Raw genomic sequence first — 12,013 nt, forward strand, 5'->3', positions numbered from 1 at the left:
AACACCCCGCAAACCCCTCTGCCATATGGGTTTCTTCAAATTGACATTCGCATTTATCTCACTATAGTGGTGCGGGCCCTGCGTGGGGGGCTGTCTGATGATTTCAAGCATAAATAGGAGGCCGCTATGGCTGACAAAAAAGCGCAGTTGATCATCGAGGGCATTGCCCCCGTCGAGCTGCCCGTTCTGTCCGGTACCGTAGGTCCCGATGTAATCGATGTGCGGGGCCTGACCTCCACGGGTCGCTTCACCTTTGATCCTGGCTTTATGTCTACCGCCTCTTGCGAGTCGAAGATCACCTACATCGACGGCGACAAGGGTGTACTGCTTCACCGCGGCTACCCCATCGAGCAACTGGCAGAAGAATCCGACTACCTGGAAACCTGCTATCTGCTGCTGAACGGCGAACTGCCCAGCGCAGAGGAAAAGGCCAAGTTCGTCAGCACCGTGAAGAACCACACCATGGTTCACGAGCAGTTGAAGAGCTTCTTCAACGGCTTCCGCCGCGACGCCCATCCGATGGCGATCATGTGCGGCGTAGTCGGCGCCCTCTCCGCCTTCTATCACGACTCCCTGGACATCAACGACCCGCACCATCGCGAAATCTCCGCGATCCGCCTGGTCGCCAAGATGCCCACCATCGCCGCCATGGTCTACAAGTACTCCATGGGCCAGCCGATGATGTATCCGCGTAACGACCTGAACTACGCGGAAAACTTCCTGCACATGATGTTCAACACCCCGTGCGAGATCAAACCGATCAGCCCGGTACTGGCCAAGGCCATGGATCGCATCTTCATCCTGCATGCGGACCACGAGCAGAACGCCTCCACCTCCACCGTTCGCCTGGCCGGTTCGTCCGGTGCCAACCCGTTCGCCTGCATCGCAGCCGGCATCGCCGCCCTGTGGGGCCCGGCACACGGCGGCGCCAACGAAGCGGTACTGACCATGCTCGATGAAATCGGCGATGTCTCGAACATCGACAAGTTCATCGCCAAGGCCAAGGACAAGAACGACCCGTTCAAGCTCATGGGCTTCGGCCATCGCGTGTACAAGAACCGCGACCCGCGCGCCACCGTGATGAAGCAGACCTGCGACGAAGTCCTGAAGGAACTGGGGATCAAGAACGATCCGCAGCTGGAGCTGGCCATGCGTCTCGAAGAGATCGCCCTGACCGATCCGTACTTCAAGGAACGCAACCTGTACCCGAACGTCGACTTCTACTCGGGGATCATCCTCAAGGCGATCGGCATTCCGACCAGCATGTTCACCGTGATCTTCGCCCTGGCGCGTACCGTCGGCTGGATCTCCCACTGGAAGGAAATGCTCTCCAGCCCGTACAAGATCGGCCGTCCGCGCCAGCTGTACACCGGCTACGAGCAGCGCGACTACGTCTCGCTCGACAAGCGCAAGTAAGACGTCCGCTCCAGGAGAAGCCCCGCATCTGCGGGGCTTTTTCATGGGCGAAGGGTACGTCGGCAGCACTGACGGCGGACACGGGGATCTTGAGGGCTACAACCCAGGATGCGTTGGCCTCGCGGTGCTCGGCGCCAACCTACGAAAACCACGCGCTCCGCCCGCCAATCCGGGCAGGTTGCACCAATGAAAAGGCCCCGCATCGCGGGGCCTTGTCGTGTCAGCGGCCGATCACTTCTTCTCGGCGCGCTCGCGCAGGTGGCTGAGCGTATTGAACGGCGCGTCGACCACGAAGCTGTTGGCCAGCCAGGAGGGCACGCTGCCGCCCGGCTCGGTGTGCACCTGGTAGGTCACCTCGACTTCGCCCGGACCCTTGGGCACGAACTTCCATACACCATCCACGGCGGCCACACGCACGAAGCCTTTCTCTTCCGGCACGTACTTGGGCTCGCCCTTGAGGGTGCGGGTCAGGCTGCCGTCGGCGCCTTCGGTGGTGGTGGCATGGATGACCGAGTCACGCGGGGTAACGGGCCAGGGGGTATTGAAGCGGGTGTAGGTCCAGCTGTCGGCGCCTTCCGACTTCAGCAGCTTCTGCTGCTCGCACTCGTGAATCCAGGCGCAGGAGCCGGAAACGTCCTCCTGCAGCTTGCGCAGGGTGGTGACGTCGGTTTTCAGGGTGGCGACCCCGCGATAGGCCTTGTACTTGGAGCCGGCAACCTCGCTCAGGTATACCTTGATGCCGTCCTCGTCCTTGGCCAGCTTCCAGTCCTCGGCATGGGCAGTCGAGGCCAGCAGCGCAGTGGCGCTAAAGCCGCAGATCACAGCCATTCGTTGCAGCGAAACCATCTTTGTTCTCCTTCTTATGATGACCAGCCGTCGTCCATCAGGACAGCTACTGGATAGATTGACTGACCGTCACGGCCGTCTCTTGTTCCAACCAGCCCAGCAAACGTATCGCCTCTTCCCGGCTGTCGCCACAGACAAAAAGATCGGCATCGAAGTCGGCACAGACCTTCGGCCGCTCCGGTTGGCCGAATATCGAGCAGAGATGCTCGACGGAGAGATGGATGCAACGCTCCCCCGCCGCCTTGCCCTTGGGCATGCCGGGGATGGGTGAACTGATGGATGGCGCGATGCAACAGGCGCCACAACCTGCACGACAAATCATGATCAGGGGCCCCTCTGCAACGCTGTGGCCGACGTAGGGCGCGGATTCTACTCGCGGCCCCGGGGAAATGGGATATCCCCCAGTCAGCCGCGTCAGGCGCCCCAGATCGCCGCAACACCTGCGCCTTCAGGAGCCGCTGATGCCTCGCTGCGCCAGCGCCTTGTGCAGGGCCTCACCCACCGCCGAGCCCTGCGGGTAGAACACCGCCGGCTGGCCGATGGGCGCTGCCACGCGCACGCGGGTGCCGGGGGCCGCCTGGTAGTGCGCCTGCGACCAGAGGTGCACCCACTCCCCCGCCGGCAGCGCCACCTCCAGGCGGTCGACACCCGGCTCCAGCACCGGTGCCACCAGCAGTTGGTCACCCAGCAGGAAGCTGCGCGGCACGGCCTCCAGGCTCGCGGGGTCATCGGGGTATTGCAGCCAGAGCGGGCGCACCAGTGGCAGCCCGGTACGCGCCGCCTCGTCCATCAGCGTGCGGCGATAAGGTGCCAGCGCGGCGAACAGCTGGGCGCAACGGGCGAAGTGCGCCAGGCTGGCCGGCGAGTCGTAGACCTGGTGGTTGTCCGCCGGACGATTGCCCTCGTGGGTGCGCAGCAGGCTGGTGAAGGCGGAAAACTCCGCCCAGCGCTGCAACAGCTCCTCGCTGCGGTGGTAGTCCTTCAGCGGGTTGCTGATGGTGGTGTAGCCGCCGGTGTCGGCGTGATTGAGGGTGAAGCCCGAGAGCCCACCGGAGAGCAGCCCCAGCAATGCGCTGTGCAGGCCGTCCAGGGAATCCCAGGTCACTAGCTGGTCGCCCAGCCACATGCTGGTGGTCAGCCCCGGGCTGCGGCTGTAGCCGGAGCGGGTGAAGAACAGCAGCTCCCCTTCCCCGCCTGCCTCCTCCAGCAGCTCGCGGTTGAGCCGCGCCCATTCTTCGGGGAAGCGGTTGTGCAGCAGCGCCGCGTCTTCACCCGAGGCCGGGTGCGCCTCGAAGGGCAGCGCCTCGCCGAAATCGGCCATCCAGCCGGAGAAGCCCTGGCCGAGCATCTCTTCGCGCAACACGACCTTCAGCCAGCGGCGCGCCTCGGGGTTGCTCAGGTCCACCAAACCAGCGCTGAAACTGGTGTTGAGCAGGTCCAGCGGCTTGCCGTCGGCGCCCCGCATGAGGAAGCCACGTTCGCGGGCCTCACGGAACAGATTGCGCTGCTCCCCGTCCTTCTCGGTGATGTCCGCCAGGAAGGGGTTGGCATAGGCCAGGGTGCGGATGCCGCGCGCCTTGAGCTCGGTGCTCAGGGCCTGCCATTGCGGGTAGTGGCGCGGATCGAGGGTCCAGTTCCACCACAGCTGCTTGCCGAAACTGGTGCTGCGCTGGCCCACCCAGTCCTGCAGCCAGAGGCCGGCGACGGGCACCCCGGCGGCATCGATGCGCCCCAGCAGCTCGCGCACCCGCTCGGTACCGCCCTGCAGGCCGAGGATGGCGCCGTGCTGGGTCCAGTCCGGCAGCGGCGCCATGCGTCCCACCACCGAGGTGTGCGCCTGCAGCAACGCGGCGGGGCTGTCGCCGTTGTAGAGACGCGCGGTGAGGCTGCCCTGATGCACCTCCAGGCCCACCCGCGCCGGATCACGCAGGTCGAACACCTGGTAGGCGCTGGATTCGCTGAAGAAGGCACGCAGCTTCGACGTCAGGTAATAGGGCACCGGCGCGTAGCTGGTCCACCAGTCGCCTCCCGCACGGGCACTGAGGTCCGCCGCCAGGGTGATGGGCTGCAGGCCACGGCCGACGCCCTGTTCCTGCACCAGGATGGGCACGCGGCGCCCGGCCAGGTCGAAAGCGCTGAACTGCTCGCCGAAGCCGAAGAAGCGCTCGTCGGCGTCCCGTTGCCAGTTGAGATAGAGGCGGTTGAGGCGCGGGTCATCCAGCGCCACGGCCAGGCGCACACCGCGCCCGCCATCAGCCTCCAGCACCAGCGCGTAGCCACTGACGGAGCCATCGGCGCAACGCAGGTGGCCACGCAGCACCAGGCGCGGGCCGGTGCCCTGGAAGCTGTCCAGGCTTTGCTCGCGGCACAGCAGCTCGCGGTTCTCGTCGACGAACAGCGCGCCCCGGTGCTCCTCCACCTCGGCAGCGCCGATACCGGCGGCGAGGAAGCCACCCTCGGTGGCCCACAGTCGCTTGGTGGGGTTGCCCTTGGGGCTCAGCGCCAGGCCATGGCCGTTCCAGGCCAGGCGGTAGTCGCCGAACTCGAAATCACGGGGTACCGCGAAGGCCGGTGGCACCACCAGTTCGGCCAGCACGGCGCGCTGTTTCCACACCTGCAGCCCCTGCCATCCCGCCACGCCTGCCGCCGTCACCAGCAACACGGCTGCCGCCCCTTTTACCCACCTGCGCATCGCTCGCCCCTTTTCTTGTTCTGCACCGCCCTTTAGGCTGGCGCGCACTCATACATCGTGGAGTCACCGTCATGCCGGTTTGGCTGCAGACCGCCCTGCTGCTCACGCTGTCCAACGTCTTCATGACGTTCGCCTGGTACGGCCACCTCAAGACCCTGAATACCAAGCCCTGGATCATCGCCGCCCTGATCAGTTGGGGGATCGCGCTGTTCGAGTACCTGCTGCAGGTGCCAGCCAACCGCATCGGCTACACGGCGCTCTCGGTGGGCCAGCTGAAGATTATGCAGGAGGTGATCACCCTCGCGGTGTTCGTGCCCTTCAGCGTCTACTTCATGCAGCAGCCGCTGAAGCTCGATTACCTCTGGGCCGGTCTGTGCCTGCTACTTTATCTTCCGCGCCTGAGGCCGGTGATGCGTGGCGCGCCGGTCATGGCGACCGATCGCGCCAGGGTTCATTTCGGGGGTTCGAGGCGGGTGATCAGGCTGGAGGTGTCCCAGCGACCACCGCCTTCGGCCTGGATCTCGCCGTAGAAGCGATCCACCAGCTCAGTGACCGGCAATTGCGCGCCGTTGCGCTGGGCCTCGGCGAAGACGATGGCGAAGTCCTTGCGCATCAGGTCCACGGCGAAGCCGAAGTCGAACTTGCCGTCGAGCATGCTCTGGTGACGGTGCTCCAGCTGCCAGGACTGCGCCGCCCCCTTGCCGATCACCTCCATGGCCGCCGTGGCGTCGAGCCCGGAGCGCCGGGCGAAATGCAGTGCCTCGGAGAGCCCCTGGAGCAGCCCGCCGACGCAGATCTGGTTGACCATCTTGGTCAACTGGCCGCTGCCCACCGGGCCCATCAGCCGGGTCATCCGCGCGTAACTGTCGATCACCGGTGCCGCCCGCTCGTAGAGTTCACGCTCGCCACCGATCATCACCGTCAACATGCCGCTCTCGGCCCCGGCCTGGCCGCCGGAGACCGGCGCATCGAGAAAGCCCAGCCCGCGCTCGGCGGCCAGCGCCGCCAGTTCGCGGGCCACCTCGGCTGAGGCGGTGGTGTGGTCCACCAGCACGCTGCCGGGCTGCATGCCGGCGAAGGCGCCCTCCTCGCCCAGTACCACGGCGCGCAGGTCGTCGTCGTTGCCGACACAGGTCATCACCAGGTCGGAACCCTGCGCCGCTTCCCGTGGCGTGGCGAAGCTGTCGCCGCCGAACTCGTCGCACCAGAGCGAGGCCTTCTCCGGCGAGCGGTTGTAGACGCGCACCTCGTGCCCCTCGCATGCGAGGTGGCCGGCCATGTGAAAGCCCATTACGCCGAGCCCAATAAAGGTCACCTTCGCCATCTCAAACCCTCCACATGTGCATGTCCCAGGAAGCCTAACACGCGGTTTGCCGAGCCGCGAAAGGCCCTCCATACTCGCCCGGAAGTTGCCGGGACACCCCACAAGCGCCAAGGAGAGCCCCATGCCGCACTGGCTGGTGATAGACCTGGAGGCCACGACCGAGGAAGGCGGTTGGCCCCTGGAAGATATGGAGATCATCGAGATCGGCGCATCGATCGTGGCTGCCGACGGCCGCGAAGTGGACCATTTCCAGCGTTTCGTACGCCCGTTGCGTCGCCCCTGCCTGACCACCTTCTGCCGCCAGCTGACCCACATCAGCCAGGCCAATGTCGACAGCGCCGCGCCCCTCGCGCAGGTCTGGCCGGCGTTCGAACGCTGGCTGCAGAACTACCAGCCGCGCCTGGTGAGCTGGGTCAGTTGGGGCGAGTACGACCGCCGCCAGCTGGAGCAGGAATGGCGCCAGCAGCAACTGGTCAGCCGCCTCGCCACCATTCCCCACGTCAACCTAAAGCAGCATTTCGCCCGCGTCCGCCAGCTCAAGCAGCCCGTGGGCCTGCACACCGCGCTGCAACTGGCCGGGCTCAGCTTCCAGGGCCAGCAGCATCGGGCCCTGGAAGATGCCCGCAACACCGCCCGCCTGCTGCCGCTGGTGCTGCCTGCCAGTTCCTGAAACGCCCCGCCGCATTGCCTAGTGACGCTGCAAAGCGGCTTGGGCATACTGGCGGGCCCTTTTTCCAACCCTTTTCAAGGATCCCGCCATGTTCAAGGTCAACGAGTACTTCGACGGCACCGTCAAATCCATCGCCTTCGGCATGAGCGAAGGCCCCGCCACCATCGGCGTGATGGCCCCGGGCGAATACGAATTCGGCACCAGCCAGCTGGAAGTGATGCACGTCGTCGCCGGCGCCCTGACCGTCAAGCTGCCGGGCAGCGACAGCTGGGAAACCTTCGAAGCCGGCAGCAAGTTCACCGTACCGGCGAACAGCAAGTTCCAGCTGAAAGTCGCCCAGGACACCGCCTACCTCTGCGAGTACCGCTGAGTCGCAACGCGTTGAAGAACCGGCCCGAGTGGCCGGTTTTTTATTGCCTGGATGCTGGGAGCCCTGAAAGCTCCGCGATGATGGGTTTCGCTGCGCTCTACACCATCCTACGGGAGGCTATTCGCCTTCCCTGATCTCTACCTCGATGCGCATCCCCTCCAGCTCCGCCAGGTATTCGGCGCTGCTGAACAGGCCGATGCAGGGCATGGCACCGCGCTCGGCCAGGGTGCCGGCGGCGAGCTTGCGCACCAGGGCCACGGCGGCCATGCAGGGGATGTTGGGGCCGTCGTTGTCGTGGGCGACCAGTTCCCAGGTGAGCACCAGTGGCCGGCCCTGATGGTCCAGCCCACGCAATGTCACGAACATGCCGCTGAGGCCGTCGCCCAGGGGCTCCACCAGCACCGCGCCACGGCGCAGCAACGACGCCAGGCCGACGGCATTGCGCACCAGCCCGCCGCGCACCAGCCAGGACAGCGCCCAGGTGCCGAACTGGGTGAGGCGCAGGCCAACGCCGGCGCGGAAGCTGACATCGCGCACGCCCGGGTAGCGTGCGGGGAAGAGTTCCAGGTCGGGAATGTCGCAGATACCCACCCAGCGCGCGCCCATCGGTGCACGGAAGGCGTGGCGGCGCAGGCCCTGCCAGCCATGGATCGAGCCCCAGGCGCCATCGCGCCAGAGCCGCACGGGCCGGCCGCAGTAGCCGAGCACCGCCTCCAGGGTCGACAGGCCCGGCGTCTTCTCCGAGGAGCTGATGCCGTGCTCGATGCTGTCCAGACGGCTGAAGCGCGGCAGTTGTTCGTCCACCACGGCGGCGCTGAGGCCGGGCACCGAACTGGCGCCGGCGCAGATCAGCAGGCCGCGCTCGCGGGCCCGGTCATCCAGCCGGCCGATGCCGCAGACGAAGGCGCGCGCATCGGCCAGGTCGATGTAATGGCAGCCGGCGTCCAGTGCCGCCTCGGCGACCCGGTAGTCCTGCCCCTGGAAGGGCCCGACCGTGGAAATCACCACCTGGGCACCCAGCTTGCTGAAGGCCAGGGCCAACTCCGGCTGGTCGATATCCAGGCGCGCCGCCTGGCAACCGGTTTCCGCCGCCAGGGCCTGGGCCTTGGCCAGGTCGCGCCCTGCAGCGATCACCTCGATGCCCTCGATGCTGCGCAGACGACGCACGATCAGCCGGCCGAAATTGCCGTAGCCGCCCAATACCAGAACCTTCAATCCCTGTGTCACCCCTGACTCCCTGTAAGGCCGTTCAGGCCGGCTCGTTCGATGTGGAAAATTGCAGTTCCGCCAGGCGCGCATAGAGCGGGCTGCTGAGCACCAGCTCCTGGTGGCTGCCGATGGCGACCAGCTTGCCCTGGTCGATGACGGCGATGCGATCGGCGCTCTTCACCGTGGCCAGGCGGTGGGCGATCACCAGGGTGGTGCGCCCGCTCATGACCTCGGGCAGGGCCTGCTGGATCAGGTGCTCGCTCTCGGCATCCAGCGCGCTGGTGGCTTCGTCCAGCAGCAGGATGGGCGCGTCGGTGAGCAAGGCCCGGGCGATGGCCAGGCGCTGGCGCTGCCCGCCGGAAAGACCGATGCCGCCATCGCCCAGGTGCGTCTGGTAGCCCTCGGGCATGCGCTGGATGAATTCGTGGGCATGGGCGGCCCGCGCCGCAGCCTCCACCTCGGCCTGGCTGGCGTCGGGGCGACCGTAGCGGATGTTGTCCTCGACGCTGCCGAAGAACAGCGCGGGGCTCTGCGACACCAGGGCGAAGCAACGGCGCAGGTCGGCCGGGTCCAGGTGCTGGATGGGCAGGCCATCCACCCGCACTTCACCCTCGGTGGGGTCGAAGAAGCGCAGCAGCAGGTCGAAGAGCGTCGACTTGCCCGCACCGGAAGGGCCGACCAGGGCCAGGGTTTCGCCGGGGCGCACGTGCAGGTCGATGCCATCGAGGGCCAGGCTCTGCGGCCGGGTCGGGTAGGCGAAGCGCAGGCCGCGCAGCTCCAGCTCGCCTTCCACCTGCTCGGGCAGGCGCAGCAGGTCGCTCTCCGGGGCCTTGATGGTGCTGCGGGTCTGCAGCAGCTCGGCGATGCGCTCGGCAGCACCGGCGGCGCTTTGCAGCTCGCCGATCACCTCGCTGATGGCACCGAAGGCGGAACCGACGATCAGGCTGTAGAAGACGAAGGCGGCGAGGTCACCGCCGGAGATGCGCCCGGCGATCACGTCCATGCCGCCGACCCAGAGCATCACCCCCACCGCGCCGAGCACCAGCACGATGACCACAGTGATCAGCCAGGCCCGCTGGGTGATGCGCTTGCGCGCGGTGTCGAAGGCGCCTTCCACGGTGCGCCCGAAGCGCGCCCGGTCCTGGGCCTGGTGGTTGTAGGCCTGGACGGTCTTGATCTGCCCCAGGGTCTCGCCGACGTAGCTGCCGACATCGGCGATGCGGTCCTGGCTCTGCCGCGACAGCGCCCGCACCCGCCGGCCGAAGAGCAGGATCGGCGCCACCACCAGCGGCAGGGCGACCACCACGATGCCGGTCAGCTTGGGGTTGGTGACGAACAGCAGGCCGATGCCGCCGATCATCATGATGCCGTTGCGCAGCGCCAGGGACAGCGACGAGCCGATAACCGATTGCAGCAGCGTGGTATCGGCCGTGAGGCGCGACTGGATTTCCGAGGCACGGGTGGTTTCGAAGAAGCCGGGGTGCAGCTCGATCAGGTGGTTGAACACGCGCTTGCGGATATCCGCGACGAAGCGCTCGCCCACCCAGGACACCAGGTAGAAGCGGCTGAAGGTGCCCACCGCCAGCGCCACCACCAGGGCGAAGAACAGGATGATCGAATGGTTGAGGGCTTCCGGTGACTGGGTCGCCAGGCCCTGGTCCACCAGCAGGCGGATGCCCTGCCCCATGGACAGGGTGATGGCGGCGGTGAACAGTAGCGCCAGCAGCGCGCCGATCACCCGCCAGCGATAGGGAGCGACGAAGCGCGCGGCCATGCGCAGCGCATTGCGCTGGCGGGAGGAAAGCAGACCCATTGCGAGGACTCGATCGGGAGGAGGCGCCACTCTGCGGGTTTTCCCGCCGCTGCGCCAGCCGCTCTATTGCCTCAGTTGCCCGCCTGGAGGAAGCGCTGCTCGTGGTCGGGGCTCGGCAGCAGGCACACCTCGTGGCGACCGAACAGCCGGTAGCGGTTCAGCGCGATGCGGTCGTAGAGCCAATCGCGCAACGCCGCCGGGATCACCCGCAGCACCCCACCCAGGCGCCAGGGCCAGGGCAGCAGGCGGGCGATGCGCAGCACCGCGTCGGAACGCACGAACAGCTCGCGGCCCTCGATGTAGGCCATGGTGTCGAAGTGGTCGGTGGGCAGGCCATACCAGCGCAGAATGGCCTGCCCCTCCGGGGATTGCACCGAAGCCAGCTTGAACAGCCGCTCGCGGTCGTGGCGGATCAGGAAACGCGCCCAGCCGTTGCACAGCTTGCAGACGCCATCGAAGAGCACCACGCGCTCGCCGGGCTGGATGTGGGGAGGAAAGGAATCGGCGCTCATCACGCGCTCCCGGTCAGGAAAGGATGCCGTCGATACTAGGCCTTGCGCGAAAAACCGTCGAGCACAGACACGGCCCATGCTCGTGGCCCGTCAACGCTCGGCGAAGCGGTAGTGGCCGATGATCTTGTAGCGGAACAGGATGTCCTCTTCCTGGGTACCGCGGCCGATGTTGTGCAGGGCCAGCGGCACGCCGTCGGCACCGGTGCGGTCGGAGAGGATGCCGATGTGCTGCAGGCCGCGCCCGAGGTCCCAGGTGACGATGTCGCCGGGGCGGTAGCTGGCGGCCTGGTCGCTGGGGCGCAGCGCCATGCCCTGGCGCTTGAACCAGGTCATCAGGTTGGGCACGCGGCGGTGGTCGATGTTCGGGTCGGGGCGCTTCAGGCCCCAGTTGCGCGGGTAGGCGGAGAAGTGGCTGCGCATGTCCTCGTGCACCACCTTCTGCAGGTCCAGGCCCTGTTCGCGCAGCGCGCGGATCACCACGTCGGTGCACACGCCGGTGGCCAGGGGCACGTCGCCGCCGGGGTAAGCGATGCGCCGGTACACCGGGTCGTAGCTCAGGGTCACGCCGATCTGGCCGCGCGCCGAATCCACCAGCCGCACGGCATCCACCGCCGCCTGGGCGCCCAGGCTGGCCAGCAGCAGGAACAGGCAAAACAGTCGCTTGAGCATGGTCAGCCCCGCCCTGCAGGGAATTGCGGCAGGGAATCCTGGATGTCCCACCAGTTGGCCCTGGACGCCACATAGGCGTGGTTGGCGGGGCGCGTTTCCAGCTCGCCTTCCAGCAGGCCGGCACGGATGCGCAGCACGCCAGGGGCTTTCTCGCTCTTGCTGTAGAGGGGCGAGCCGCAACGCTCGCAGAACACTCGCTGCTTGCCCGGCGAGGAGCTGAAGGCACGCAGCAGCTCATTCCCCGCCAGCAAGCGGAAGCGCGTCTCGTCCACCGGGATATTGGTGACGAAAGGCGTGCCCTGCGCCTTGCGGCACTGGCTGCAATGACAAATCTGGATCGGCGCCAGCTCACCCTCGATCTCGAAACGGACTCCGCCGCACAGGCAACCACCCTGGACCATCTTCTCTCTCCTTGCAGATGTGCAGCGGCAAGAGTAACGGAGCGGAAGGCAACGGAAAATGCCCGATGGTGTGAGCCATCGGGCCAAGGGT

The 12,013-nt window shown here is 66.7% G+C and carries 12 protein-coding genes and 1 pseudogene; 4 read left to right on the forward strand and 9 right to left on the reverse strand.

Features of this window, described 5'->3' with window-relative positions:
- Positions 1 to 126 precede the first annotated feature (126 nt).
- Entirely contained in the window at positions 127 to 1,416 is a 1,290-nt protein-coding gene (gene gltA, locus ACXI0U_RS13820) for a citrate synthase (RefSeq protein ID WP_431482215.1), read from the forward strand.
- A 231-nt stretch (positions 1,417 to 1,647) separates the two neighbouring features.
- Here gltA and ACXI0U_RS13825 read toward each other — a convergent pair whose 3' ends face one another.
- From ACXI0U_RS13825 to ACXI0U_RS13835, 3 genes are all read right to left on the reverse strand, one after another.
- Positions 1,648 to 2,262, reverse strand: coding sequence for an START domain-containing protein (locus ACXI0U_RS13825; RefSeq protein ID WP_043245665.1), 615 nt, complete (start codon positions 2,260 to 2,262; stop codon positions 1,648 to 1,650).
- A gap of 46 nt (positions 2,263 to 2,308) precedes the next feature.
- Positions 2,309 to 2,584 carry a YkgJ family cysteine cluster protein gene (locus ACXI0U_RS13830; protein WP_479550407.1) on the reverse strand — a complete coding sequence of 92 codons (276 nt, stop codon included), beginning with the start codon at positions 2,582 to 2,584 and terminating at the stop codon, positions 2,309 to 2,311.
- Between the two features lie 126 nt (positions 2,585 to 2,710).
- Positions 2,711 to 4,954, reverse strand: a complete 2,244-nt coding sequence (locus ACXI0U_RS13835) for an alpha-glucosidase (RefSeq protein ID WP_479550408.1) — start codon at positions 4,952 to 4,954, stop codon at positions 2,711 to 2,713.
- A 71-nt stretch (positions 4,955 to 5,025) separates the two neighbouring features.
- On the opposite strand from ACXI0U_RS13835, the pseudogene ACXI0U_RS13840 reads away from it, so the two are divergent.
- Positions 5,026 to 5,337, forward strand: a pseudogene (locus ACXI0U_RS13840) (DMT family protein); the annotation flags it as partial.
- A gap of 68 nt (positions 5,338 to 5,405) precedes the next feature.
- Here the strand turns inward: ACXI0U_RS13840 and ACXI0U_RS13845 are convergent.
- The gene (locus ACXI0U_RS13845) at positions 5,406 to 6,476 is read right to left on the reverse strand and encodes an NAD(P)-dependent oxidoreductase (RefSeq protein ID WP_374981581.1); all 1,071 of its coding nucleotides are present in this window, start codon (positions 6,474 to 6,476) and stop codon (positions 5,406 to 5,408) included.
- Between ACXI0U_RS13845 and ACXI0U_RS13850 the strand changes: the two genes are divergently transcribed.
- Positions 6,400 to 6,948, forward strand: a complete 549-nt coding sequence (locus tag ACXI0U_RS13850) for a 3'-5' exonuclease (RefSeq protein WP_021216839.1) — start codon at positions 6,400 to 6,402, stop codon at positions 6,946 to 6,948. The two genes, ACXI0U_RS13845 and ACXI0U_RS13850, sit on opposite strands and share 77 nt — an antisense overlap.
- A gap of 88 nt (positions 6,949 to 7,036) precedes the next feature.
- Entirely contained in the window at positions 7,037 to 7,318 is a 282-nt protein-coding gene (ppnP, locus tag ACXI0U_RS13855) for a pyrimidine/purine nucleoside phosphorylase (RefSeq protein WP_021216838.1), read from the forward strand.
- 117 nt (positions 7,319 to 7,435) lie between these two features.
- Here the strand turns inward: ppnP and ACXI0U_RS13860 are convergent, their stop codons facing one another.
- The 5 genes from ACXI0U_RS13860 to ACXI0U_RS13880 form a co-directional block, all read right to left on the reverse strand.
- Positions 7,436 to 8,545 (reverse strand): saccharopine dehydrogenase family protein, encoded by a 1,110-nt coding sequence (locus ACXI0U_RS13860; protein ID WP_479550409.1) that lies wholly within the window; start codon positions 8,543 to 8,545, stop codon positions 7,436 to 7,438.
- A 22-nt stretch (positions 8,546 to 8,567) separates the two neighbouring features.
- Positions 8,568 to 10,340: an ABC transporter transmembrane domain-containing protein gene (locus ACXI0U_RS13865; protein ID WP_479550410.1), complete on the reverse strand. Its 1,773-nt coding sequence runs from the start codon at positions 10,338 to 10,340 to the stop codon at positions 8,568 to 8,570.
- 71 nt (positions 10,341 to 10,411) lie between these two features.
- Entirely contained in the window at positions 10,412 to 10,852 is a 441-nt protein-coding gene (locus ACXI0U_RS13870) for a thiol-disulfide oxidoreductase DCC family protein (RefSeq protein ID WP_043246484.1), read from the reverse strand.
- Between the two features lie 90 nt (positions 10,853 to 10,942).
- Positions 10,943 to 11,521 (reverse strand): DUF1287 domain-containing protein, encoded by a 579-nt coding sequence (locus ACXI0U_RS13875; protein ID WP_043246483.1) that lies wholly within the window; start codon positions 11,519 to 11,521, stop codon positions 10,943 to 10,945.
- Positions 11,522 to 11,523: 2 nt separating this feature from the next.
- Positions 11,524 to 11,922 (reverse strand): GFA family protein, encoded by a 399-nt coding sequence (locus ACXI0U_RS13880; protein WP_021216833.1) that lies wholly within the window; start codon positions 11,920 to 11,922, stop codon positions 11,524 to 11,526.
- Between the last annotated feature and the right edge of the window lie 91 nt (positions 11,923 to 12,013).

The organism is Pseudomonas sp. C9D1, from assembly GCF_056491235.1.

Coding starts and splice junctions, on each gene's coding strand:
- gltA (WP_431482215.1), top strand. CDS start 127: ATGGCTGACAAAAAAGCGCAGTTGATCATCGAGGGCATTGCCCCCGTC.
- ACXI0U_RS13825 (WP_043245665.1), bottom strand. CDS start 2,262: ATGGTTTCGCTGCAACGAATGGCTGTGATCTGCGGCTTTAGCGCCACT.
- ACXI0U_RS13830 (WP_479550407.1), bottom strand. CDS start 2,584: ATGATTTGTCGTGCAGGTTGTGGCGCCTGTTGCATCGCGCCATCCATC.
- ACXI0U_RS13835 (WP_479550408.1), bottom strand. CDS start 4,954: ATGCGCAGGTGGGTAAAAGGGGCGGCAGCCGTGTTGCTGGTGACGGCG.
- ACXI0U_RS13850 (WP_021216839.1), top strand. CDS start 6,400: ATGCCGCACTGGCTGGTGATAGACCTGGAGGCCACGACCGAGGAAGGC.
- ACXI0U_RS13845 (WP_374981581.1), bottom strand. CDS start 6,476: ATGATCTCCATATCTTCCAGGGGCCAACCGCCTTCCTCGGTCGTGGCC.
- ppnP (WP_021216838.1), top strand. CDS start 7,037: ATGTTCAAGGTCAACGAGTACTTCGACGGCACCGTCAAATCCATCGCC.
- ACXI0U_RS13865 (WP_479550410.1), bottom strand. CDS start 10,340: ATGGGTCTGCTTTCCTCCCGCCAGCGCAATGCGCTGCGCATGGCCGCG.
- ACXI0U_RS13870 (WP_043246484.1), bottom strand. CDS start 10,852: ATGAGCGCCGATTCCTTTCCTCCCCACATCCAGCCCGGCGAGCGCGTG.
- ACXI0U_RS13875 (WP_043246483.1), bottom strand. CDS start 11,521: ATGCTCAAGCGACTGTTTTGCCTGTTCCTGCTGCTGGCCAGCCTGGGC.
- ACXI0U_RS13880 (WP_021216833.1), bottom strand. CDS start 11,922: ATGGTCCAGGGTGGTTGCCTGTGCGGCGGAGTCCGTTTCGAGATCGAG.